Here is a 22,692-nt window from a genome sequence, read left to right as displayed (position 1 = left end):
CCAGCGCACCGGCCCGGAAATCCGGACCGATCACCGAAGCCTACTTTGGTTCGGGAAGCACGATGCGACAATTCAGGGCGATCATCTACCTCTGTGCGCCCGGATAGGCGCACATCCGCCCTGAAAGCGTCGGCGAGGTAAGTGGCTACAAGGGCGGCGGTCAGGTTCCAGCGCGGCGCAAACGGTGCGCCATCTCGGACAGGTCCTCCTTGCCGCTGCCGAAAATGCCGTCCAGCATGCCGAGCAGTTCGCGCACGGCATCCGATTTGCAGGAATAGTAGATCATCTGCCTGTCGCGACGGGTATCGACGAGGTCGAGTGCCCGCAACTTGGCCAGGTGCTGCGACAGGGCGGATTGACTGAGCATCACCTTCTCGGCGATGGCGCCGACCGACATTTCACCGTCGATCAGATAGCTCATGATCAGCAGCCGTTTTTCATTGCCCATCAGCATCAGAAATTCGGCCGCCGATTCGGCATTGGCGATTAGCTTAGACGAGACCATCGATCCCCCATGCTTTTTGTTCATCCTGACACCATGGGGGCAATGGCATCTGATTCCATAAACTCAGTTATGACCAGGCGCTGCGATTCAGCGTCACCAACAAAAGGTAGAGCATTTCCTTCAAATCTCAAGTGTTGCTTTTTATCTAATATAATTAAGTGCAGTTTCGGCGTCGGCCGCGGCGCGGCCGGTCCTGGCCATATCGACCAGAACAGGCCGCAATTTGCGTGCCGCCTGCAAAGGTTGCGGGAAGAAAACCCTGCAAACATCGTCACCCGACACCAGATCCATGCCATCGGCGTCGAATCCGGCAATGATCCAGTCGTTGCCGGACACTTTCGCGAAATGCTGTGCATAAACGGCAATCGCGTCGAGATGGTCGGCGTTCATATGGTCGATGGCGGATTGTTCGCTCGCCGCAAGGTCCTCGACGATCGATCCGCTGCTGAGCAGATCCGATCGATCGAGCTGATAGGCCTTGCCGAATCCGCCATTGAGGCTGGCGCGTTGCGGCTCGAGGCGGAAGATCGAAAAGTCGCCGAGACCGGCGTAGAGTTTCGCCTTGGGATTGCGGTTGAGATAACGGCGCTCGGCGCGGGCGTGCTCGCTCGATCCGCGCTCAAGCCGTGCCGCCTGGCAGACCAGTGTCAGGCGCGGGTGCGCCAGCGGGTCGCCCTTGCCGGGTTCGCCGAGCAACAGAGAACAGCGCGCATCGGCAAGCAGCGCGCCGGTGTGCGCCGAGAGCATCGACACCAGGATCAGCGGCGCGCCGTCGATGTCGGTGGCCACTCCGACCCTGCTGGCCAGCGGCGAGCCTGTCTGTGGTTCGATGACCGCCAGCGCGCCAAAGCGAGCGTTGCGCAGAAGCGTCTTGCCCAGCCGGATCGCCTCGGCGTCTGTCTCGCGGATCACGTCCTTCTTCGGTTCGTCCAAGGCACCACCGCAATAAGTTGATTTTCACTCTCCGCTTATTTGTCAAACAAGCCGGATTTGACAAGGCCGTCAATCTCGTTTTTCGAAAGCCCGAAACGCGCCAGCACTGTCGACGGGACGAGATCGTTGCCGGCGGGTTTGGTCGCCAGTGTCGGCCGCGAGCCGGAGAAACGCGGCGCCGGGGCAGGGCGCTCAAATCCATCCGCCGTCATAAAGGCGTTGCGCGCCCGATTGTGTGGGTGGTGCTTCGCCTCGCTCAGGGACAGGACGGGGGCAACGCAGGCATCGGTTTCGGCAAACAGCCGGTCCCAGTCGTCGCGTGATTTCTGCCGGATCCGATCGGCAATCGCTGCGCGCATCGGCGGCCACAGTGCCTTGTCATACTGACCACGTACGAAGTGCTCGTCGAGCGGCAGCAGACCGGCGAATTCGGCGAAGAATTGCGGCTCGAGGCAGCCGATGGCGACATGGCGTCCGTCTGATGTCTCATAGGTGTCGTAGAAGGGGGCGCCGGAATCGATAAGATTCGCGCCGCGGCTGTCGCTCCACAGCCCGGCCGCCATGAAGGCGTGCACGGGCGCCGCCAGCATCGAGGCACCTTCGACCATCGCCGCGTCGATCACCTCGCCCTTGCCCGTGCGCGAGCGCTGGAACAGGGCGGCCAGCACGCCGGCAACCAGCATCATGGCACCGCCACCATAATCGGCGACGAGGTTGAGCGGCGGGACAGGACGGCCGCCGGCGTGGCCAACTGCGTGCAGCAGGCCGGAATAGGCGAGATAGGTGATGTCGTGGCCGGCATGGCCCGCGAGCGGTCCATCCTGGCCGAAGCCGGTCATGCGGCCGTAGATCAGCGCCGGATTGCGCGCCAGCACCGCTTCCGGGCCGAGCGCCAGCCGCTCCATGACACCGGGGCGAAATCCTTCGAGCAGCATGTCCGCCTTTTCGGTAAGGCGCAGCATCAGATCGGTGCCTTCCCGGCGCTTCAGGTCGAGGCGCAGGATGGATCGGCCGTGACGGTCGATGTTGTATTGATCCGGCAGCGACAGGAGAGGTCGGCCTGTTCCCGACCGTTCGATGCGCAGCACTTCGGCGCCCATCTCCGACAGCATTAGGCCGGCCAGCGGCACGGGGCCAAGCCCGGCCATCTCGATCACCTTCAGTCCGGCAAGCGGACCGGTCTTCCCGGCAGTTGACAAGCCGGCGCTCATGACCGGCTATTTCGGCGCCATGCGAATGGCGCCGTCGAGACGAATGGTCTCGCCATTCAACATCTGGTTTTCGATGATGTGCAGCGCAAGTGCCGCATATTCGGATGGCTCGCCGAGGCGGGATGGGAAGGGCACGGCGGCGCCCAATGAATCCTGCACGTCCTGCGGCATGCCGGCCATCATCGGCGTCTTGAAGATGCCGGGCGCGATGGTGCAGACACGAATGCCGGAACGGGCGAGATCGCGCGCCACCGGCAGCGTCATGCCGACGACGCCGCCCTTGGAGGCTGCATAGGCGGCTTGGCCGATCTGGCCGTCATAGGCGGCGACCGAGGCCGTGTTGACGATGACGCCACGCTCGCCGCCTTGCAGCGGATCGAGCTTTGACGCGCGGTCGGCGACGAGGCGGATCATGTTGAACGTGCCGATCAGATTGACCTCGATCACCTTGCGGTACTGATCGAGCGGATGCGGACCATCCTTGCCGACCGTCTTCACGCCGATGGCGATGCCGGCGCAATTGACCAGGATGCGCGGCTCGCCAAGCCTGGCCGCGACATCGGCGAGAGCGGCACCCCCACTGTCGGCGCTGCTGACGTCGCATTGGACGGCAATACCGCCGATCTCGGCCGCGACCTTCACCGCGCGGTCAATACCGACATCGAAGATGGCGACGCGGGCGCCCTTGGCGGCCAACGCGCGCGCCGTTGCCTCACCAAGACCGGAGCCGCCGCCGGTAACGATCGCGATCTGGCCATTCGGGTTCATGCCGACATCCTTTGATCTCAGGGACAGTGGGACGGATCAGGCGCCAGATCGACGGGGAAGGTCAAGCCATCGCCGCGATATGCTCGGCAACCCTGGCCTGATTGGCGTGGCAGACCTCGCCCGAGAGCCTGGCGACCGTGCCCGGCACGATCTCGTGCGACAGCAGCCGGTCGAGATCGACAGGGCGCGGCATCGAAATCTGGCCGCGCGGAATCCGCTTGAAACCAAGCGGACCGTAGTAAGGCTCGTCACCGACCAGCATCACGGCGGGCGCGCCGGCCTTGGCGGCCGCCTCCAGCGCGATCGCCACCAGCCGGCGGCCGATGCCGAGATTCTTGAAGGCTGGCCGCACCGCAAGCGGCCCGAGCATCAAGGCGCGGCCGGCCCCGGCGGCGATGCGGGTCATGCGCACCGAGGCGACGACGAGGTCGCCGTCGACGGCGACGAAGGACAGCGAGCGTTCGTGTCCGCCAGCCTCGCGGATCTTGTAGGCGGCCAGCACGAAGCGGCCGGGCCCGAAGGCTTCGTCGTTGATGGCTTCGATCTGGAGGTCATGCGCCGGGATTTCCGGCAGGTATTTCACGTCGGCAAGGCTCATGGTCTTTGCGTTCCGGTATAGGAGGAAAGGTTTGCTGCAAACGGCAGCATTCGCCAGTCAGCGCTTCATCAAGCGCGGGCGCCCTTTCGTCGTCGGTCAAACCGGATCCAAGCAAAGTCGAACATGCGGATTGTCCGCTAGCATCAATTTCTTGCCGCTGCAATCGGCGGCTTGATGGTCCACCCGACCGCTTGACGGTCTGTTCAGCGCCAGGCGATTCCATAGCGGGGCCTCGCGCCCTACATGGAACGCAAACAGGAAAGGACATGCGATGGGATTGCTGGTCGACGGCAAATGGCAGGACCGCTGGTACGACACCAAGGACAGCGGCGGCAAGTTCGTGCGGGCGCAGTCGCAGTGGCGCGACTGGATCACCCGTGATGGCAGGCCGGCCGAGGGCCGCAGCAGAGGCTTCAAGGCGGAGCCCGGTCGCTATCACCTCTATGTCTCGCTCGCTTGTCCGTGGGCGCACCGGACGCTGATCTTTCGAGCGCTGAAGCGACTGGAAGGCATTATCTCGGTGTCGGTGGTGCATCATTTCATGGGCGCCAATGGCTGGAAGTTCGCGGCGCAGGATGGCGCAACCGGTGACACGCTCTATGGCCTCGACTTTCTGCACCAGATCTACACCAGGGCCGATCCTGCCTATTCGGGCCGGGTGACGGTGCCGGTGCTGTGGGACAAAAAGCAGCAGACCATCGTCTCCAACGAATCCTCCGAGATCATCCGGATGCTGAATTCGGCCTTCGACGAATGGGGCGATGCCAGCCTGGATTTCTATCCGCGGGCGCTGCGCGGCGAGATCGATGCGATCAACGCGCTGGTTTATCCCGCGGTCAACAACGGCGTCTACCGCGCCGGCTTTGCCACCACGCAAGGCGCCTATGAGGAAGCGTTTGGCGAGTTGTTTGCGGCACTCGACACGTTGGAGGACCGTCTCTCAAGGCAACGCTATCTTGTCGGCGACCATATCACCGAGGCCGACTGGCGGCTGTTCACCACCCTGGTGCGTTTCGACCCGGTCTATGTCGGCCATTTCAAGTGCAACCTGCGGCGCATCGCCGATTATCCGAACCTGTCGAACTATCTGCGCGACCTCTACCAGGTGCCCGGTGTCGCCGGGACCGTGAACCTGCACCACATCAAGGCGCACTATTACGGCAGCCACGAGACCATCAACCCGACGCGGATCGTGCCGGTTGGCCCGGAACTCGATTATGGCGTGCCGCATGACCGGGCGCGGTTCAAGAAAGCGGCGTGACCTACCAGTAGGGCGAGGGTGGCTCACCGCCGAAAACCTCGGCGATCCGGCGCAGCGTTGCCGGTGTGATGCCGTCCGGCAAACGATCCAGGGGAAAGAAGCCGGCCTCGGCAATTTCGTGGTCCGGCAGCTTTGGCGCCGCCTGGCTGAAATGCTCGATCAGGTAGAAACCGACATGGTCGCGCCGGCTGGCGTGACGATTGAAATGCATCGACTTCAGCGCTGGCGGCGACGTCAGTGCGATGTTGCCTTCCTCGGCCAGTTCGCGTGCCAGCGCCTGGACAAACGTCTCGCCGGCTTCGACACCGCCGCCGGGAAGCTGCCAGCCCGGCACGTAAGTGTGACGAATGAGGAAGATGGAATTGGACGCGGTGTCGTGGATCAGGCCGCGCACTCCAAGCGTCATCGGCCGCCTCAGCACGAAATAGAGATGGAACAGCCGGGCCCTGAGGCCCGCCCAACCGGCCTGGCGGAAGGCATCGTCCGGGTTCGTCGCCATCAGATGCAAAACCGTGGGTGGAAAGGAAACCTTGAGTGGAAAGCGGGGCGCCCGTCGCCTATGAAGGATGGATGTTCAGGCTCGCGCATATTTCCGATGTCCATCTGGGGCCGCTCCCCGATGTATCCTATCGCGATCTCGCCTCCAAGCGCGTGCTCGGCTATGTCAACTGGCAGCGCAACCGCCGCCGCCACATGCATGATGCCGTCATCGACACGATCGTCGCCGACATCAAGGCGAACACGCCCGACCACCTCGCCATCACCGGCGATCTGGTCAATCTGGCGCTCGACGGCGAGATCGAGATGGCCAGGCACTGGCTGGAGACACTGGGACCGCCGCATGATGTTTCGGTCGTTCCTGGAAACCATGATGCCTATGTGCCCGGCGCCTTCGATAAGGCCTGCCGGTCCTGGGCGGCGTGGATGAGCGGCGACGGCATCAACACGCCGGTCGACCGCAACGCATTCCCCTATCTGCGGGTGCGCGGCGATGTCGCGCTGATTGGCGTCTCGACGGCGCGTGCCACGGCGCCGTTCATGGCCAATGGCTTCTTCATGGAGGGTCAGGCGAAACGGCTCGGCAAGCTGCTCGACACCACGGCCGGACAAGGGCTGTTTCGCGCGATCATGATCCATCATCCGCCGGTGCGCGGCGCCGTCCCGCAGCACAAGCGGCTGTTCGGCATTGCCCGCTTCCACAAGATCATTCGCCGCCATGGCGCCGAACTTGTCCTGCACGGCCATTCGCATCTGCCGTCGCTCTTCTTCATCGGCACCCGAAGCGCCAGGGTTCCGGTGGTCGGCGTCGCTGCCGCCGGCCAGGCGCCGGGCGGCAAGCACCCGGCGGCGCAGTACAATCTGTTCGACATCGACGGCGAAAAGGGCGATTGGCGGATCCGGCTGACGCGACGCGGCCTGACCGGGCCGGCCATACCGCCATCCGATCTGCAGACGCTGGAACTGGGTGCTGATGCCGGCGCGGCTATGGCCGCAAGCTGAGACCCATGGCCACGATGCGGTCCCAGAACAGGACGACCGATACCACCAGTCCGACCAGCGCGCCGGCGGCGATCAACCCAAGGCCGGACAGAAACGCCGACCAGCCCTTGCTGCGCGTCATCGCCCGCAGTGGCGGTTCGGCCTCCGGCACATCGGCGCGTTTCATGCCGGCGACAGCCGGCTCGACTCCGCCTTCCATCATCCTCTGACGCTCGACGATCCGCTCGGCGACATAGCGCGTGACCTGATCGGCGACGTGCTTCATCTCAGTCGATTCGGCAAACACCACCCGGCCAATGCGGGTGTCCTTGAGGAAGCGATAGGTGCGGCGGTCGCGTCCCATGGCGACATGGCTGACGGCGTCGATCCACAGGCGCGGCTGCAAGCCGGACGAGACGACGAAGTCGAAATTGTCCATGTCGGAGGGAACGTCGGCAAAAACCGGCGCCAGTTCGGCGGCGAGCAGATCGAGGCGCATGCGATGGGCCTCGCGCATATCGACGACGACATCGTCGCGGTCGGCGAAGGCATTCTTCACATCACGGATGGCATCGGACAGCTTCTTCGACTGGTCGTTGGTCTTCTCGCCTGCTTCCTTCATCGGCGTTTGCCTCGCGGGTTTGGTTAACACGGGGTTAACACAGCCGCCGGCAAAATGCACTGGCGAGATCGAGGTCAGCGCGAAAAGGTCAACCGGCTGCGGCGGCGAATTTCGGGCGCTGTGGCCTGGCCCGCCGGTTGGTGTTGCGGCGAATGATCTCGGCGACGAGGTCGGGTGCTTCCTCGGCCAGCATATGGCCGGCCTCCAGCACATGGTGCACATGGAAATGCGCCGGCAGATCATCCGCCTGGGTAAAGGGCAGCACCGCGTCATCGGTTCCCCACGCCACCATCACCGGCATGTTCAATCCATCAAGACGATCGTGCGGGATGACACCTTGCCGGTCGTCCATGGTCATGGCGGCTGCGATCTCGACGAGCTTCGGCACCTGTCCAGGATGTCCGCGCATCTCGCAAAGCACATCCACGATGCGCTCCGAAGGCAGACTGCTGGGGCCGGACATGGCAGCAAGGCAAGCCCGAATCTCGGACCGGTCCGCTGCGCCGGCATAGCGGCGCAACAACGGGCCGTTTATCTCGGGGCCAAGACCGCCCGGCGCCAGAAGCGTCAGCGAGGCGACTTTCGCGGGCTCGGCCAACGCCATCAGCATCGCCACCGCACCGCCCATCGAGTGGCCCACGAGATGAACGCGCTTCAGTCTCCGTTGCGAGAGATCGGCAAGCACGGCCCGTGCCGCCACCTTGGCCGGACCGGCCGCGGGAAAATCGAGCGACAGCCCATGCCCCGGCAGATCATAGGCCAGCGTGTGCGTGGAAGGCGCCAGAGCGGAAATCACCTCGCGCCAGACATCGTGGCAACCGCCGAATCCATGCAGCAGGACGATGGCCTTCGAGCCAACACCCTGTTCGGCGGCAAAAAGCGATGCGGTCATGAAAGCTGATTTTTTGTTATTGCAGGATGCGCGATACCAACTGTGGCTGAATTGCTCCCAGTCTTGCGTGATGACCAGTAAAATCTTCGCGATTTGTACAGTTGCGGACGGAACTCGGCGACCAACCGGCATTCGGCGGCCGGAGCGCGGGAAAACCATCGGGACGTGGCGCGCTCCATCCTTGGGTGTCGATTGGTATTAGCTTGCGTTGCCGAGCCCGGCGGCGCGCAGAGCCTGGACCAACCGGTCGGTCAGGTCGGACGGATATTTCCGCTCGACGAAGGTCGCGCGCGGATCGGCGGCAAATTTAGGGAATTCGGTGTTCAGTTCGTCCAGCAGCGTGCTCACCAGATGGTCCTGTCCGGCAGCCTTGGCGCCGATCAGCCGCGCCGCAAGATAGTGCGATTTCGTTGCCGTCGTCCTCAGTGCGATGCTGGCCGCGACGGCCTTGTTCATGTCGCCGAGCATGAATTCACCGATGAACAGCCCGTAGTCCCACCATGTCGAATGGCCGCTGAAGGTCTCCGCCGCATGGTCGAGTATCGGCGTTCCCTCCGCGTATCGGCCGGCGAAGATCAGCCCGTAGCCGTAAGCGGCAGCCATGCCGAGATCGTAGGGATTGAGTTCGTAGGCCTTGCGCATCCAGCGGATCGCTTCGTCCGTATTGCCGAGGCGCGAACTGACGTAGCCGTAGGAGCGATGCGCATAAGGACTGGTCGGGCCCATTTGCACGCCGCGATGGGCAAACTCCACGGCCTTCTCAATCGTCGCATTGGGTGGATAGGCGTAATGATCGGAAACCGCTTCGAGATGCAGGGAGGCAAGTTCCGAATAGACGAGCGAGGATTTCGTTCCGCCATTGGCTAATGTTTCGAGGCAGCGATAGGCAGCCTCATGGGTTTTAGCGTTCTGGTCGAGATAATATTTGTCGTTGAGCAGCAGGCATTGCGTCAGACCGTTTGGCGCGCTGGTCTGCTCGATATAGTTGTAGATCGTGCCCGAGGCGGGAAGCGCCGAGCTCAGCATGTCGGCGATACGGTCTTCGACCACGGCTGGTGCGCTGTCGGCAGGGGTCAGATTGCGTGAAAGAAGGACGCGTCCGGAGGCCATGCTTTGCAGTTCGATCGTGATATCGCCGGCATTCGGTCCAGGCAGAATGTCGAATATGAAGCTGGTGGCATCGTCGGCCGGATCGGTGGCGGTGTCGCGGCCGATGAAGTCGATCGTATCGAAGCCGCTCAGGCCGGCGCGCAGCGACGCGGCGACACGGCTGGCGTCGGCGCCTTCGGCCTTGACGTCGATATAGACGAGCGGCAGGGCGTCAGCCATTGCCGATGGCGCGATGCTGCTGGTTGTGCCGGCGGTCTCAAGCGTCGCCGACGTGTCGCCACCGGCCAGCAAGGCGCTGCTGCCCTGACGAAGGATCAGCACGCCCAGCATGGCGATGACCAGGGCGATCGCCATCCAGAAGAAGCGGAGATGGCGCACCACCGAGGGGGTGGGCGTCGCGGAGGCCGGTGACACATCCGGCATGTCCGTGCCGGCGTCACTGGTCGGATCCGAGGGCGCGGCGCCATCCAGCTTGAGTTCCGGCATAGCCTCGGCCGGCAGCCGGATCGCGTTCAACTCATAGGCAGGAACATAGCCGCCACGCGGAATGGCGATGCGGACAGGCTCGGCCACGCCCTCATTGGCGAAATAATGCTGCAGAAGCTCGCGCAGCCTGCCCGCCTGAACCCGCACCACGGCATCGGTGGACGAATCGAAATCGCCGTCCTTGCCGAAAACATCCATGGCGATGGAGAAGCCCTTGAGCCTGTCGGCTTCGCCGGCTTGTTCGCGTTCGACAAGATAACGCAACAGCTTGCGCGCGCGTTCGGATCGTCCGAACGTCTGGCTGGCAAGCAGTCGCTCCAGTGTCTCGCGCACTGCGGGGGCGGCAGGCGTGGCATGCTGCAAGTGTCGATCCTCTCGAAGTCGGCACAGGTTGAGGTGCGATCATATAGTTCTCGCACCGCTACACAAGTATACACCCATTATGCGATCACGTACCCCACCGGATAATTCTTCGGTGGTTAATGATCCTGAGAACAGTCGCAAAATGACAGCCTGATCGTAGTGCCGAGCGTCTGACGAGGCGCGCCGTGCACCGCCGCCTTGAACGGCCCCGAAGAATCGCGGCACGACAACCGGGTTCCGGTCTTCGTGCCGATGACTCTAAAGCGCGTAGGGTTGAAACGGATTCAGTCGACGCGCTTCAAGCCTTTATGCAGGTCACCCAAAACCGCTGCACACTTTTGGGTGACATGCGTCAGCCTGCCTTGCGGCCAACGATACGGTTGGCCGCCGACATCACCGCTTCCAGCGAGGCGGCGACGATGTTGGTGTTGATGCCGGCACCGAACAGCTTGCCGCCGGGATATTCCATCTCGACATAGGAGATGGCCGAGGCGTTGGAGCCGCGCTGCATCGAGTGCTCGGAATAGTCGAGCACCGACATCTCGATGCCAAGATGGCGCGACAACGCATCGACGAAGCCGTCGATCGGACCGGTGCCGGTGCCGGTAATCGTCACTTCCTTGCCGTTGTCGAGGATGACTGCCTCGACCACGCGCCGGCCCTTGATCTCGGTGCTGGGATAGGTGTGGTGGTCGATGAATTTCAGCCGCGCGCCCGGCTGATCGACATAGGTCTCGAGAAAGCGCTCGTAGATGCGCCTGACCGGCACTTCCTTGCCCTCGGCATCGGTGATCGCCTGGATCTCCTGGCTGAACTCGATCTGCAAATTGCGCGGCAGGTTGAGGCCGTAATCGGCCTGCAGCACATAGGCGATGCCGCCCTTGCCCGACTGCGAGTTGATGCGGATGATCGCTTCGTAGCTGCGGCCGACATCGGCCGGATCGATCGGCAGATAGGGCACTTCCCACAGGCTCGTGTTGGCCTTCTTCAACGCCTTCATGCCCTTGTTGATGGCGTCCTGGTGCGAGCCGGAAAAGGCAGTGTAGACGAGTTCGCCGACATAGGGGTGGCGCTCGGGGATCTTCAGCTGGTTCGAATATTCGTAGACGTCCTTCATCCGGTTGATGTCGGAGCAGTCGATCCCCGGATCGACGCCTTGCGTGTACATGTTGAGCGCCAGCGTGACGATGTCGACATTGCCGGTGCGCTCGCCATTGCCGAACAGCGTGCCTTCGACGCGGTCGGCGCCCGCCATCAGGCCGAGCTCGGTGGTGGCGATGCCGGTGCCGCGGTCGTTGTGCGGATGCAGCGAGATCAGCAGGTTCTCGCGATTGTCGAGGTTGCGGCACATCCATTCGATGCGGTCGGCGTAGATGTTGGGCGTCGACATCTCGACCGTCGACGGCAGATTGATGATCAGCTTGTTGTCGGGCGTCGGCCTGACGATCTCTGTGACGGCGTTGCAGATCTCCAGCGCGACCTCGAGCTCGGTGCCGGTAAAGCTCTCCGGCGAATATTCGAAGCGGTAGCCGCCGCCAGCCTTGGCCGCCATGTCGGTGATCATCTTGGCGGCGTCGGTGGCGATGCGCTTGATGCCGCCGACGTCCTTTTCGAAGACGACGCGACGCTGCAACTCGCTGGTCGAATTGTAGAAATGGACGATCGGGTTGGTGGCGCCCTTGAGCGCCTCGAAGGTGCGGGTGATCAGTTCCGGCCGGCACTGCACCAGCACCTGCAGTGAGACATCGGCGGGTACGTTGCCCTCTTCGATGCACCAGCGGGCGAAATCGAAATCGGTCTGCGAGGCCGATGGGAAGCCGATCTCGATCTCCTTGAAGCCCATGTCGAGCAGCAGCGCGAACATACGCGCCTTGCGCTCGTGGCCCATCGGATCGATCAGCGCCTGGTTGCCGTCGCGCAGGTCGACCGAGCACCAGATCGGCGCCTTGTCGATGACCTTCGAGGGCCAGGTGCGATCGGTGAGACCTACTGTGGGGTAAGGTTGGTACTTGCGGGCTGCGTCAGGCATGCCCCGGGCTGCCTCAGGCATGGCTTTTGCCGCGTCCTTGCCGGCTGCCGCGGCATCGGAGCGGATCTCTTCTCGTGCGTTCATCGTTGTTTCTCCCGGCGGCTCACAGGTTCCACCCTCGGGGTGGATCGATAGCGAGCGGCGCCTTTATCAGAATTTCGTTCGCTTGACGTGACTTGCCAATTTTGTGACTGGCCAAGGAGCATGCGCTTGCGCGGCGGTTCGACCGCCGGGCGCTCCTTCAGCGAACCCGGCGATCGCCGATAAGGCCGAGAAGAAGCAGGGTCGAAGCCAGCGCGCGCACCGTCTCGCCGGAAAAACCGGTCGGACGGGAAGCGTTGGTGGGGCGCGTGTTCATGGCGGTTCTCTTACAGGAGCGGCGTGTGAGAGGCAAGTGGGGGCCGCATGGCGGGCCGGGATCCGTTGGATATCGTCCCTGACCTGAGTGCTCTTCCCCACGCGCCGCAAATACGCCAGACTTGGGCGTCGACGGGGTGCGATGTGCTGTTGCCGGGAGGGGGTCATCCATGAATTTCGTGTTCTTCTCGCCGCATTTTCCCGCCAATGGCGCGGATTTCTGCGACCGTTTGAAGAAGGCCGGGGCCAGGGTGCTCGGCATCGGCGACGCACCCTATGACGCGCTCGACGGCAAGCTGAAGGCGGCGCTTAGCGAATACTACCGTGTCGCCGACATGGAGGACTACGATCCGGTGTTCCGGGCGATAGGGCACTTCATCCACAAATGGGGCCGCATCGACCGTTTTGAATCGCTCAACGAGCATTGGCTGGAGTTGGAAGCCAACATCCGCACCGACTTCAACATCTATGGCACCAAGCTCGATTTCGTGAAGAATTTGAAGCGCAAGAGCCGCATGCGCGCCTTCTTCCGCAAGAGCGGCGTCGACACCATCGCGCAGCGCAAATGCTCCGACCGGGCCGGCGCCATGACCTTCATCCGCCGTGTCGGCTATCCGGTGGTGGTCAAGCCCGACAGCGGCTCCGGCGCCTCGAACACCTTCAAGATTTCCAACGCAAAAGAGCTCGACCAGTTCTTCAGGGACAAGCCCGAGGACGTGACCTTCGTCATGGAGCAGTTCATCGAGGGGCTGGTGGTGACTTTCGACGGGCTGGTCAACCGCGATGGCGAGGTGGTGCTGGCCGCCAGCCACCGCTACGACCAGAGCGTCATGGAGGTGGTCAACAAGGACCGCCACATGAGCTACACCTGCTTTCCCCGGATCAGCCCGGCGGTCGAGGAGGCCGGCCGCAAGATCCTGAAGGCGTTCGACGTGCGCGAACGCTTCTTCCACATCGAGCTGTTCGAGACCAAGGACGACCGCGTCATCGCGCTGGAGGTCAACATGCGTCCGCCCGGCGCTTGGATGACCGATGCGATCAACTACACGTTCGACATCGACGTCTACGCGGCATGGGCCGACATGGTGGTGAAAGATGCCGCCGGCGGGCCCTACGAGGGCAAGTATTTCACCGCCTATGCCAGCCGCAAGCGGCGGCTCAGCTATTTGCACAGCCATGAGGACGTGCTAGCCGCGCATCGCGATAAGATCGTCCACCATCAGGCCATCGAAGAGGTTTTCAGCCGCGCCATGGGAAATTACGCCTACCAGATGCGCTCCAAGGACGCGGCGGCGCTGCGCGAAGCGGTCGCCTACATCCACGCGGAAAAGGCGTGAGGCGATGGACATCTCCTATCACAAGAACTTCGCCCGCAATCTCGGCCGCGATATGGAATACAAGCGCTACGGCCATGCCGGCCGGCCTGTGGTGGTGTTCCCGACCTCGCAAGGGCGGTTCTACCAGTTCGAGGATTCCGGCGGGGTCGGCGCGCTGGCCGAGTTCATCGACACCGGCCGTATCCAGCTGTTCACGGTCGACGGCATCGATTCGGAATCCTTCTTCGACAAGCATGCCGACGCCGCGCATCGCATCGCCCGGCACGAAGCCTATTTCCGCTACGTGCGCGAGGAGGCGCTGCCGGAATTCCTGTCCACGGCAGCAACGGCCAATGGTGGGCGCAAGCTGAAGCCGCTGTTCTCCGGCTGTTCGATGGGCGGCTACCATTCGTCGAACTTCGTCTTTCGCTTTCCCGAACTCGCCAGCGGCGTGATTTCGCTGTCGGGCGTCTATTCGGCCCGCGACTTCTTCGGCAAGGCACTTGAAGGCGATATCTTCTACAACTCGCCGCTCGACTATCTGCCAGGCATCGTCGACCCCAAACTGCTTGCCCGCCTGAAGGCGCTCAGGCTGATCTTCTGCTGCGGACAGGGCGCCTGGGAAGAGCGGATGCTGGTCGAGACACGCAAGCTGGAACAGATCCTGCGCGACAGGTCGATTCCCGCCTGGGTCGACTATTGGGGCGGCGATGTCAGCCATGACTGGCCGTGGTGGCACAAGCAACTGGTCTATTTCTTCGGCCGCTGGCTGGATGAGGACCTGATGCACAGACTGGATTAAGGCGCATTGATATTCAGGTGATGCCGACCTGACCTGGATCTCAGGATCCCAGTCGGTCTCCTGTCGATGTTCGCGCTACCGCGCGTCAGTCATGACGGGCCAGGAAGGCTTCGGTGACAGCCATGCAATCCTGTCTTTCCTCGACATGCGGCATGTGGCTCGAGAGCGGAAAGACGTGGCCTTCGACCGTGGGAATATGGTCGAGGAAGGGTTGGACACAGGCTGGCGTGGCTTCGTCAAAAAAGCCGCGAAAGGCTAATGTCGGCGCCTCGATCAACGGCAGCCGGTCGATGATCGTCCAGTCGCGCATGGTGCCGACGACGTGGAATTCGTTGGGACCGTTCATCGTGTGATAGACGGTGGGATCGGCGTCGATGGCGGCGAAGGTGCGCGCCACCTCCGCCGGCCAAGGCACGACGCGGCAGACGTGCCGGTCGTAGAACGCGCGGGTCGCCGAGAGGTAATCGCGATGGTCCGTCGTGCCGTCCGCTTCGTGGCGGTCGAGCGCCTGCCGCACCGCCGCAGGCAGTTCCGCGCGCAGCTGCCCCGCGCCCTCGACCCACAGCTTCATCGAGGCAAGCGAGTTGGCGAGCACCAGAGCCTTGAGGCCCGATGGCCGGCGCACCGCGTGCTCGGCGGCGAGCATCCCGCCCCAGGACTGGCCGAGCAGGGCGTAGCGCTGCTGGATGCCGAGATGGGCGAGCAGCGCATCCAGTTCGCCAAGGAAGAATTCGACCGTCCAGAAGTCGCCGCCCTTGTCCGGCAGATGGGTGGATCGGCCGTTGCCGATCTGGTCGTAATGGATCACGGCGCGGCCGAAGCCGGCAATGTCCTTGAAGCTGTCGACATAGTCGTGGGTGCAGCCGGGCCCGCCATGGGCAACGACCAGCGGCAGCTTGGCGGAACCCAGGTCTCCGGTCACACGGTACCAGGTCCTGTATGGCCCGTAGACGCTGTAACCTTCCGATATTGCAAGATCGTCCATCGTGTCCCTCCGCCTGGCTGGCTCCGCGGCGACCCGCCGATCAGCGGTCTCCGACGTTGTTCGCGGCAAAGGGTATAGAGGCGGACCGGCAGCCGACCAGCTAGCAATAACGTTAGTTTTGGCGGTGTTGGCGGGGCAGGTTCTGGCCCTGGCCGATCGGTCCGAGCAACCGGTAATGGGCCGCCAGGGCGATGGCATGGAAGCGGTTGCGGGCGCCGAGCTTGCGGCTGGCGGCGTTGAGATGCAGCGTCGCGGTCGGCACGCTGCGGCAGATCTCATGGGCGATCTGCTTGGCCGTCAACCCGCTAGCCGCCAGGCTCAGGCACTGACGTTCCCGCGATGTCAGGTGGAAATACTGGCTTGTCCTGGTGCGCTGATCGAAACCGGCATAGACGCAATCATGGAACAGGTGGCCAAGGTCGCCAATGCCGGGCAGCATCCTCTGTGCCTCGGCTTCGAAATTCGGCTCCGGATCGAGGCGGATCGCGGTGAAGGTGGCGAGATCGCCGCCGCCGAAGCGGATCGGCACGGTCACGCCGCATGTCATCTTGGTGTCCAGGAGGTAGCCTACCACCGGATCATGCTTGCGCTGGAGGATGCGCCGCATGACCGGGCTCTGCGACCCCTTGTGCGACCACAGGAACGGTCGTGACACCGTGAGTGCCGCCTCCTGCACCGGATCGAGCTGATAGTAGCCACCCTTGCACCAGAGGTCCTGCATGCCGGTCGGCACGTTGGCGAGCGCCATCAGGGAAGGCGTGATCAGCTCGCCGTCATGGCTGACCGGGACCGGCGTATAGTCGTAGATCAGCGAGGTGAAGCCAGCGGGCGCAAGCACGCGCATCGCCGCCGCCATCGCGGCGTCGACACCCATCCCCGTATGAAATTCACTTTCGAAATCGCCGGACACACCCTGCATGAGCAAAAGCTTACTCGCCAGCCTATGTTTGTCAAACGTGCATGTTCGCCAAATGCCCAACAAATGAGCAATATGCGATCACGCCTTGTTGTCCGCGATGGATCGGAGGGCCAAAACTATCTTAATTCACAGCTATCCCGGCGGCTTTCGCGCGCCATAGGCTGTGTGCGATGGATCACGATCCGACGTGCGCCACCTGGCGTACGTCACGGTTTGCAATCACCCACTTTCCCTAGAGGAGCAAGACGATGCGATCCCGGAAGGCTTTTAGCGCAATGATGGCCGGTGTGGGCCTGGCTGGCCTCATGCTGATGGGGCCGATCACCGGTGCCGCCGCACAGGAAGGCAAGGTCGGCGGAACGCTCAAGCTTCTCGCCAACGCGGCTGCCGGCACGATCGATCCGCACATCAACTACACGCTGCAATATTTCCAGATCAACTACGTCCTCTATGATGGCCTGGTGACTTTCCGCAAGACCGGCGACAAGACCGGTTTCGAGGTCGTGGCGGACCTGGCCGAGAGCTTGCCCAAGCCGGAAGGCGGCGGCAAGAAATACGTCTTCACGCTGCGCAAGGGCATCAAGTTCGCCGACGGATCGGACCTGACGACGGCCGATGTCGTGGCATCGTTCCAGCGCATGTTCAAGATCAGCGGCCCGACCACGGGTACGCTCTACAATGGCATCGTCGGCGCCGACAAATGCCTCAAGGCGCCAGCGACCTGCACGCTCGAGGGCGGCGTCGTCGCCGATGAGGCGGCAAGCACCGTGACCTTCAATCTGGTCGCGCCCGATCCCGACTTCCTGCAGAAGATTTCGATCCCGCATGCGGCGATCCTGCCCGCCGAAGCGCCTGTCAAGGATTCAGGCACCGTGCCCATTCCCGGCACCGGGCCCTACATGATCGCCAGCTACGATCCCAACAGCCTGCTCAAGATGGTGCGCAATCCGCATTTCAAGGAATGGAGCAAGGAGGCGCAGCCGGCCGGATATCCCGACGAGATAGACTATGGCTTCGGTCTTACCGACGAGGCGGCGGTCACCGCCGTGGAGAACGGCCAGGCCGACTGGATGTTCGATCCGCCGCCGGCGGACCGGTTGGCGGAGCTGGGCACGAAATACGCCAAGCAGGTGTCCGTGCATCCGCTGACGGCGATGTGGTATGCGCCGATGAACACCAATCTCGCGCCCTTCAACGACATCCGCGTGCGGCAGGCCGTCAACTACGCCATCGATCGCGCGGCCATCGTCAAGCTGTTCGGCGGCAGCAATCTGGCACAGCCGTTCTGCCAGATCCTGCCGCCGGATTTCCCGTCCTACGCGCCCTATTGCCCGTTCTCTGCCAATCCCGGCGAGAAATGGTCCGCACCCGACCTGGAGAAAGCCAAGGCGCTGGTCGCCGCCTCCGGAACGGCCGGCCAGGAGGTGACGATCATCACCGAGGACACCGAAGTGTCGAAATCGATCGGCGTGTATCTGCAGGATGTGCTGAACGGCCTGGGCTACAAGACCTCGGTCAAGCCGATTTCTCAGAACATCCAGTTCACCTACATCCAGAACACCAACAACAAGGTGCAGATTTCCGTCTCGCAGTGGTTCCAGGACTATCCAGCACCTTCGGATTTCCTGCAGGTGCTGTTCAGCTGCGCCTCGTTCACGCCCGGCTCGGACGCCTCGGTCAACATCTCCGGCTTCTGCGACAAGGCGATCGACCAGAAGATGAGCGATGCCCAGACCGCCACGATCGCGGATCCGGCCAAGGGTGCGCAGCTGTGGACCGCGGTCGACAAGGCTGTGACCGACGCAGCGCCGGTGGCCGTGCTCTTCACGCCCAAGCGCGTCGACCTGATCTCGCCGCGGCTCAAGAATTTCGTCTTCAGCCCGCAATTCTACTGGATCATGAGCCAGTCATGGGTCGAGTGATCGGGGGTTGAGCGATCAGGCCCAATCCGGTCCGCGGCGGAACGATGCGCAATCTTCCGCCGCGGTTGCTTTTCCCGCCGATCTGAAATTCATACCCATCATGGACAATTCGAGTGGCGGACAAGCGCTGGTTCGGAGCCGCCGGGGCGCCGAGGGGCCATGGCGCACGGCGTGGCGCAAGCTCGAGGCCGATCGGGCAGCCATCATGGCGTTCGGTGTGCTGGTGCTGATCACCGCTGCTTGCCTGGCGGCCCCGCTTTACGCCCGCCATGTGGCGCGGACGGATCCCTTCGCCACCAACCTCAACGGCGAGATCGTCATGGACGGCCAGACCAGGCAGGTGCTGGAGCCTTCGACCGAAGGCCTCGGCCTGGGCTTCACGCCGCTCGGACCGACCTGGGATTTCGGGCCTTACATGCTCGGCGCCGACAATCAGGGCCGCGACGTCGCCGCGCGCCTGCTTTACGGCGGGCGCAGTTCGCTGCTGATCGCCGGCGCCGCGGCGCTGATATGCCTTGGCCTGGCGACATTGCTCGGCGTCGTCTCCGGCTTTTTCGGCGGTCTGGTCGATACCTTGCTGTCGCGCATTCTCGACGTTCTGTGGGCGTTCCCGATCTTCCTGCTGGCGATTTCGCTGTCGATCGTGCTGATCACGCAGAGCATCACCATCGGGCCGATCGAAATCCGCTCCGGCAGTCTCTGGCTGCCGATCTTCATCATCGGCATCGTCTACGTCCCCTATGCCGCCAGACCCATCCGCGGCCATGTCCTGTCCCTGATGCAGGCCGAGTTCGTCACCGCGGCGATCGGCATCGGCGCGTCGCCCTGGCGCATCCTGTTGTATGATATCCTGCCCAATGTGATCACCCGGGTCATCGTCTTCGTACCGCTCATCCTGGCGCTGAACATGATGACCGAATCCTCGCTGTCCTTCCTGTCGATCGGCGTGCAGCCGCCCGACGCCAGTTGGGGCACCATCATCCAGGACGGACAGGGGCTTCTCTATTCGCGCCCGATCGTCGCCCTGGCGCCGGGGCTGGCAATCGTCATCTGCGTGCTGGCGCTGAACATATTGGGCGACGGGGTGCGCGACGCACTCGACCCGAAATCCTCGATCAGAGTCGCCTGATGCTGACGGCGCTCCTGTCCAGGCTCGGTCAGATGGTGCTGGTGATGTTCGGCATCAGCGTTGTCGCCTTCCTGATCTTTTTCGCCACCCCAGGCGCCGACCCGTCGGCGCGCATTGCCGGACGCAACGCATCGCAGGAGACGCTGGTCCAGGTACGGCACGATTTCGGTCTCGACCGGCCGCTGCCCGTCCAATACGCGCTGATGATGGAACGGCTCTTCATCAGCCGCGACCTCACCTCCTTCGTCAATCGCGGCCAGAAGGTCGTTCCAACGGTGCTCGAGGCGATCCCGATCACCCTGTCGCTGGTGTTTGGCGCCGCGGTCCTGTGGGTTCTCGGCGGGTTGATCGTCGGCGTGGTCGCCGGGGCGACGCGCGGCACATGGCTCGACCGCACGCTGATGATCCTCAGCCTGATCGGCGTATCGATCCCGGTCTTCTGGTTGGGCGAAGTCGCCAACCTGATCACACAGAGCCGCTGGCATGACAGCTGGCTGTTCTCGTGGGTGCCGCCGCTCGGCTACATCCCCTTCACCGAAGATCCCTGGGGCTGGTTCAAGGCGCTGGTCATTCCCTGGTTCACGCTCGCCACGCTCTACATCGGACTTTACGGCCGCGTGCTGCGGGCCTCGATCATCGAGACCGTGCAGGAGGATTTCATCCGCACCGCGCGCGCCAAGGGCATCGGCGAGCGGCGGGTGCTGCTGCATCATGGGCTGAGAACCTCGCTCGTCGCCTTCGTCACCATGTTCGGGCTCGATTTCGGCGCCCTGGTCGGAGGCGGCGCCTTGCTGACGGAGGTGGTCTTCGGCCTGCAAGGGGTCGGCAAGCTCACCTATGGGGCCTTGCAGACGCTCGATCTGCCGATGATCCTGGCGACGGTCATCTATGCCTCGTTCTTCGTGGTCACGGCCAATTTCATCGTCGACGTCGCCTTTGTCTTCATCGATCCGAGGGTTCGGGATGCCCACTGACAAGATGCCCACTGACAGGCCACTGCTGGCCGTCGAGAACCTTTGCGTCTCGTTCCGCACGGAGGGTGGCGTGGTGCCTGCCGTGAGCGGCGTCTCGTTTTCGCTCGAGCGGCGCGAAATCCTCGGCGTCGTCGGCGAAAGCGGCTCGGGCAAGAGCCAAACCTTGCTTGCCATACTGGGGCTGATCGGCAGTCCCAGTGCCGTCATCACCGGGTCGGTGCGTTTTCTCGGCCAGGAGTTGCTGGGGCTCAAGCGCCGTGCGCTCGACGCCATTCGCGGCCGGCAGATCGCGATGATCTTCCAGGATCCGATGACGGCGCTGACACCGGTCCATACGATCGGCGACCAGATCACCGAGCAGATCCGCGCGCATGAGAGGGTGTCGCGCACCGCCGCGCGCAAGCGGGCGGTGGACCTGCTCGACGCGGTTGGATTGCCGAGCCCCGACAGCGCCGTCGACCGCTATCCGCACCAGCTGTCCGGCGGCATGCGCCAGCGCGCCGTGATCGCCATGGCGCTGTCATGCAATCCGGCGCTGCTGATTGCCGACGAGCCGACGACGGCGCTCGACGTGACGGTGCAGGCGCAAATCCTGGAGCTGATCGGCCGACTGCGCGATGAGTTCGGATCCGCGGTGATCCTGGTCACCCATGACCTCGGCGTGGTCGCTGAAGTCGCCGATCGCGTGCTGGTGATGTATGCCGGGCGCGTTGTCGAGGAAGGCGGCAAGGGGCAGTTGTTCCGCGAGCCGCTTCACCCCTATGCGTGGGGCCTGTTCGGCTCGATTCCGCCGATGCACGGCCCACGTCCCGCACGGCTGACGGCCATTCCCGGCAGTCCGCCGAAACTGAGCCAGATGCCGCAGGGCTGCGCCTTCGGGCCGCGCTGCCTGTTCCGGCATGAAGCCTGCGCCGCGCAGCCTTCACTTGGTGGTGCGGTCGGGCACCGGTCGGCCTGTTTTCTTCCGCAGGATGGCCGCCAGGATCTGCGCAGGACGCTCGCCGCCAGGGCCGTGCCGGCATGACCGAGACCAGGCCAAAGCCGCTGGTGCGGACCAGCGATCTGTCGAAACACTATCCGGTGGGACGCTCGCCCTTTCAACGGCGGGTCGTCCATGCCGTGGAGCAGATCTCGCTCGACATCTTCCCCGGCGAGACGCTTGGCATCGTCGGCGAGTCGGGCTGCGGAAAATCGACGCTGGGACGCTGCCTCGTCCGGCTCACCGAAATCACCTCCGGGTCGCTGGAATTCGAGGGCCGGGACATCACCAAGGCCTCGCAACGGCAGCTTCGGCCGATACGCCGCCAGATGCAGATGGTGTTTCAGGATCCCGCCGCCTCGCTCAACCCACGCCGCCGCGTCGGCGATCTCCTGGCGGACCCGTTCCGCGTGCACGAAAAACGGTCGCGATCGGAAATGGCGGATCGCGTTGAGGAGCTGCTAGTCCGCGTCGAACTGCTTCCCGAGCATGCCCAGCGCTTTCCGCATGAATTCTCGGGCGGACAACGCCAGCGCATCGGCATCGCACGCGCCCTGGCGCTGCGGCCGCGGCTGATCGTAGCCGACGAACCGGTATCGGCGCTGGATGTGTCGATCCAGGCGCAGATCATCAACCTGCTTTGCGACCTGCGCGACGAGTTCAACCTGACCTATGTGTTCATCGCCCACGACCTCTCGGTGGTCAGGCAGTTCTCGTCGCGGGTGGCGGTGATGTATATGGGCTCGATCGTCGAAACCGGACCGGTCGACGCCGTCTTTTCGGCGCCGCGACACCACTACACCATGGCGCTTCGTTCGGCGGTGCCGGTTCCCGACGTCGACAACCGGCCGGCCCAGCGGATCATGCTCAAGGGCGATTTGCCGAGCCCTCTCGATCCGCCGTCAGGTTGCCGCTTCCATACGCGCTGCGTGGCGGCGACTTCGGTGTGCCGCCACGAACGCCCCGTGCTGTCGCTCGTCGACAAGAACCACTTTGTCGCCTGCCATCATCCGAGGGCGGGCTAAAGCATGTGTACCAGGGCTTCGCGTCCT

Annotated in this window: 21 protein-coding genes; 9 read left to right on the top strand and 12 right to left on the bottom strand. The window is 63.5% G+C overall.

From position 1 onward, the window contains the following. Positions 1-160 precede the first annotated feature (160 nt). From ACFSQT_RS17005 to ACFSQT_RS16985, 5 genes are all read right to left on the bottom strand, one after another. A complete protein-coding gene (locus ACFSQT_RS17005) occupies positions 161-505 on the bottom strand; it encodes an ArsR/SmtB family transcription factor (protein WP_379020929.1) in 345 nt (114 codons plus the stop codon). 141 nt (positions 506-646) lie between these two features. Continuing rightward, a complete protein-coding gene (locus ACFSQT_RS17000) occupies positions 647-1,438 on the bottom strand; it encodes a HugZ family pyridoxamine 5'-phosphate oxidase (protein WP_379020549.1) in 792 nt (263 codons plus the stop codon). Positions 1,439-1,473: 35 nt separating this feature from the next. Continuing rightward, entirely contained in the window at positions 1,474-2,637 is a 1,164-nt protein-coding gene (locus ACFSQT_RS16995) for a CaiB/BaiF CoA transferase family protein (protein WP_379020547.1), read from the bottom strand. An 18-nt stretch (positions 2,638-2,655) separates the two neighbouring features. Next, the gene (locus ACFSQT_RS16990; protein WP_379020545.1) at positions 2,656-3,417 is read right to left on the bottom strand and encodes a 3-hydroxyacyl-CoA dehydrogenase; all 762 of its coding nucleotides are present in this window, start codon (positions 3,415-3,417) and stop codon (positions 2,656-2,658) included. A gap of 61 nt (positions 3,418-3,478) precedes the next feature. Beyond that, positions 3,479-4,015 (bottom strand): GNAT family N-acetyltransferase, encoded by a 537-nt coding sequence (locus ACFSQT_RS16985; RefSeq protein WP_379020543.1) that lies wholly within the window; start codon positions 4,013-4,015, stop codon positions 3,479-3,481. A 271-nt stretch (positions 4,016-4,286) separates the two neighbouring features. Between ACFSQT_RS16985 and ACFSQT_RS16980 the strand changes: the two genes are divergently transcribed. Then, complete coding sequence (locus tag ACFSQT_RS16980; protein ID WP_379020541.1) at positions 4,287-5,276, top strand: glutathione S-transferase family protein; 990 nt, start codon at positions 4,287-4,289, stop codon at positions 5,274-5,276. 1 nt (position 5,277) lies between these two features. Here the strand turns inward: ACFSQT_RS16980 and ACFSQT_RS16975 are convergent, their stop codons facing one another. Further along, positions 5,278-5,775, bottom strand: coding sequence for an NUDIX domain-containing protein (locus ACFSQT_RS16975; RefSeq protein ID WP_379020539.1), 498 nt, complete (start codon positions 5,773-5,775; stop codon positions 5,278-5,280). A gap of 71 nt (positions 5,776-5,846) precedes the next feature. Between ACFSQT_RS16975 and ACFSQT_RS16970 the strand changes: the two genes are divergently transcribed. After that, a complete protein-coding gene (locus ACFSQT_RS16970; protein ID WP_379020927.1) occupies positions 5,847-6,776 on the top strand; it encodes a metallophosphoesterase family protein in 930 nt (309 codons plus the stop codon). Here ACFSQT_RS16970 and ACFSQT_RS16965 read toward each other — a convergent pair. The 4 genes from ACFSQT_RS16965 to leuA form a co-directional block, all read right to left on the bottom strand. Continuing rightward, a complete protein-coding gene (locus ACFSQT_RS16965; protein ID WP_379020537.1) occupies positions 6,760-7,377 on the bottom strand; it encodes a hypothetical protein in 618 nt (205 codons plus the stop codon). The genes ACFSQT_RS16970 and ACFSQT_RS16965 overlap by 17 nt on opposite strands. Positions 7,378-7,465: 88 nt before the next feature. Beyond that, positions 7,466-8,269, bottom strand: a complete 804-nt coding sequence (locus ACFSQT_RS16960) for an alpha/beta fold hydrolase (protein ID WP_379020535.1) — start codon at positions 8,267-8,269, stop codon at positions 7,466-7,468. A 198-nt stretch (positions 8,270-8,467) separates the two neighbouring features. After that, a complete protein-coding gene (locus tag ACFSQT_RS16955; RefSeq protein ID WP_379020533.1) occupies positions 8,468-10,228 on the bottom strand; it encodes a tetratricopeptide repeat protein in 1,761 nt (586 codons plus the stop codon). Between the two features lie 352 nt (positions 10,229-10,580). Then, positions 10,581-12,257, bottom strand: a complete 1,677-nt coding sequence (leuA, locus tag ACFSQT_RS16950) for a 2-isopropylmalate synthase (RefSeq protein ID WP_379020925.1) — start codon at positions 12,255-12,257, stop codon at positions 10,581-10,583. Between the two features lie 527 nt (positions 12,258-12,784). On the opposite strand from leuA, the gene ACFSQT_RS16945 reads away from it, so the two are divergent. Both ACFSQT_RS16945 and ACFSQT_RS16940 read left to right on the top strand, forming a co-directional pair. After that, positions 12,785-13,951 (top strand): ATP-grasp domain-containing protein, encoded by a 1,167-nt coding sequence (locus ACFSQT_RS16945; RefSeq protein ID WP_379020531.1) that lies wholly within the window; start codon positions 12,785-12,787, stop codon positions 13,949-13,951. A 4-nt stretch (positions 13,952-13,955) separates the two neighbouring features. Next, on the top strand, positions 13,956-14,732 hold the full coding sequence (locus ACFSQT_RS16940; RefSeq protein ID WP_379020529.1) for an esterase family protein: 777 nt from the start codon (positions 13,956-13,958) through the stop codon (positions 14,730-14,732). Between the two features lie 85 nt (positions 14,733-14,817). Here the strand turns inward: ACFSQT_RS16940 and ACFSQT_RS16935 are convergent, their stop codons facing one another. Together ACFSQT_RS16935 and ACFSQT_RS16930 are read right to left on the bottom strand one after the other, a co-directional pair. Next, complete coding sequence (locus ACFSQT_RS16935) at positions 14,818-15,717, bottom strand: proline iminopeptidase-family hydrolase (protein WP_379020527.1); 900 nt, start codon at positions 15,715-15,717, stop codon at positions 14,818-14,820. 112 nt (positions 15,718-15,829) lie between these two features. Then, a complete protein-coding gene (locus ACFSQT_RS16930; protein ID WP_379020923.1) occupies positions 15,830-16,636 on the bottom strand; it encodes an autoinducer binding domain-containing protein in 807 nt (268 codons plus the stop codon). Positions 16,637-16,911: 275 nt separating this feature from the next. On the opposite strand from ACFSQT_RS16930, the gene ACFSQT_RS16925 reads away from it, so the two are divergent. From ACFSQT_RS16925 to ACFSQT_RS16905, 5 genes are all read left to right on the top strand, one after another. Next, a complete protein-coding gene (locus tag ACFSQT_RS16925) occupies positions 16,912-18,558 on the top strand; it encodes an ABC transporter substrate-binding protein (protein WP_379020525.1) in 1,647 nt (548 codons plus the stop codon). A gap of 100 nt (positions 18,559-18,658) precedes the next feature. Further along, positions 18,659-19,687, top strand: coding sequence for an ABC transporter permease (locus tag ACFSQT_RS16920; RefSeq protein ID WP_379020523.1), 1,029 nt, complete (start codon positions 18,659-18,661; stop codon positions 19,685-19,687). Further along, positions 19,687-20,661, top strand: coding sequence for an ABC transporter permease (locus ACFSQT_RS16915; protein WP_379020521.1), 975 nt, complete (start codon positions 19,687-19,689; stop codon positions 20,659-20,661). Before ACFSQT_RS16920 ends, ACFSQT_RS16915 begins: the two co-directional genes overlap by 1 nt. Before the next feature lie 4 nt (positions 20,662-20,665). Then, complete coding sequence (locus tag ACFSQT_RS16910; RefSeq protein ID WP_379020921.1) at positions 20,666-21,685, top strand: ABC transporter ATP-binding protein; 1,020 nt, start codon at positions 20,666-20,668, stop codon at positions 21,683-21,685. Then, the gene (locus ACFSQT_RS16905) at positions 21,682-22,665 is read left to right on the top strand and encodes an ABC transporter ATP-binding protein (RefSeq protein ID WP_379020519.1); all 984 of its coding nucleotides are present in this window, start codon (positions 21,682-21,684) and stop codon (positions 22,663-22,665) included. Before ACFSQT_RS16910 ends, ACFSQT_RS16905 begins: the two co-directional genes overlap by 4 nt. The last annotated feature ends 27 nt before the right edge of the window (positions 22,666-22,692 follow it).

This window comes from Mesorhizobium calcicola, assembly GCF_042682105.1.
GTDB lineage: Bacteria > Pseudomonadota > Alphaproteobacteria > Rhizobiales > Rhizobiaceae > Mesorhizobium > Mesorhizobium calcicola.
This window is presented reverse-complemented; position numbering and strand designations above follow the sequence as displayed.

Excerpts from the sequence above, each read along its gene's own strand:
- ACFSQT_RS16930 (WP_379020923.1), bottom strand. The coding sequence starts at position 16,636 with ATGCAGGGTGTGTCCGGCGATTTCGAAAGTGAATTTCATACGGGGATG.
- ACFSQT_RS16905 (WP_379020519.1), top strand. The coding sequence starts at position 21,682 with ATGACCGAGACCAGGCCAAAGCCGCTGGTGCGGACCAGCGATCTGTCG.
- ACFSQT_RS16915 (WP_379020521.1), top strand. The coding sequence starts at position 19,687 with ATGCTGACGGCGCTCCTGTCCAGGCTCGGTCAGATGGTGCTGGTGATG.
- ACFSQT_RS16920 (WP_379020523.1), top strand. The coding sequence starts at position 18,659 with ATGGACAATTCGAGTGGCGGACAAGCGCTGGTTCGGAGCCGCCGGGGC.
- ACFSQT_RS16980 (WP_379020541.1), top strand. The coding sequence starts at position 4,287 with ATGGGATTGCTGGTCGACGGCAAATGGCAGGACCGCTGGTACGACACC.
- ACFSQT_RS16990 (WP_379020545.1), bottom strand. The coding sequence starts at position 3,417 with ATGAACCCGAATGGCCAGATCGCGATCGTTACCGGCGGCGGCTCCGGT.
- ACFSQT_RS16945 (WP_379020531.1), top strand. The coding sequence starts at position 12,785 with ATGAATTTCGTGTTCTTCTCGCCGCATTTTCCCGCCAATGGCGCGGAT.
- ACFSQT_RS16985 (WP_379020543.1), bottom strand. The coding sequence starts at position 4,015 with ATGAGCCTTGCCGACGTGAAATACCTGCCGGAAATCCCGGCGCATGAC.
- ACFSQT_RS17005 (WP_379020929.1), bottom strand. The coding sequence starts at position 505 with ATGGTCTCGTCTAAGCTAATCGCCAATGCCGAATCGGCGGCCGAATTT.
- ACFSQT_RS16925 (WP_379020525.1), top strand. The coding sequence starts at position 16,912 with ATGATGGCCGGTGTGGGCCTGGCTGGCCTCATGCTGATGGGGCCGATC.
- ACFSQT_RS16960 (WP_379020535.1), bottom strand. The coding sequence starts at position 8,269 with ATGACCGCATCGCTTTTTGCCGCCGAACAGGGTGTTGGCTCGAAGGCC.
- ACFSQT_RS16910 (WP_379020921.1), top strand. The coding sequence starts at position 20,666 with ATGCCCACTGACAGGCCACTGCTGGCCGTCGAGAACCTTTGCGTCTCG.
- ACFSQT_RS16965 (WP_379020537.1), bottom strand. The coding sequence starts at position 7,377 with ATGAAGGAAGCAGGCGAGAAGACCAACGACCAGTCGAAGAAGCTGTCC.
- ACFSQT_RS16940 (WP_379020529.1), top strand. The coding sequence starts at position 13,956 with ATGGACATCTCCTATCACAAGAACTTCGCCCGCAATCTCGGCCGCGAT.
- leuA (WP_379020925.1), bottom strand. The coding sequence starts at position 12,257 with ATGCCTGACGCAGCCCGCAAGTACCAACCTTACCCCACAGTAGGTCTC.
- ACFSQT_RS16975 (WP_379020539.1), bottom strand. The coding sequence starts at position 5,775 with ATGGCGACGAACCCGGACGATGCCTTCCGCCAGGCCGGTTGGGCGGGC.
- ACFSQT_RS16935 (WP_379020527.1), bottom strand. The coding sequence starts at position 15,717 with ATGGACGATCTTGCAATATCGGAAGGTTACAGCGTCTACGGGCCATAC.
- ACFSQT_RS16970 (WP_379020927.1), top strand. The coding sequence starts at position 5,847 with ATGTTCAGGCTCGCGCATATTTCCGATGTCCATCTGGGGCCGCTCCCC.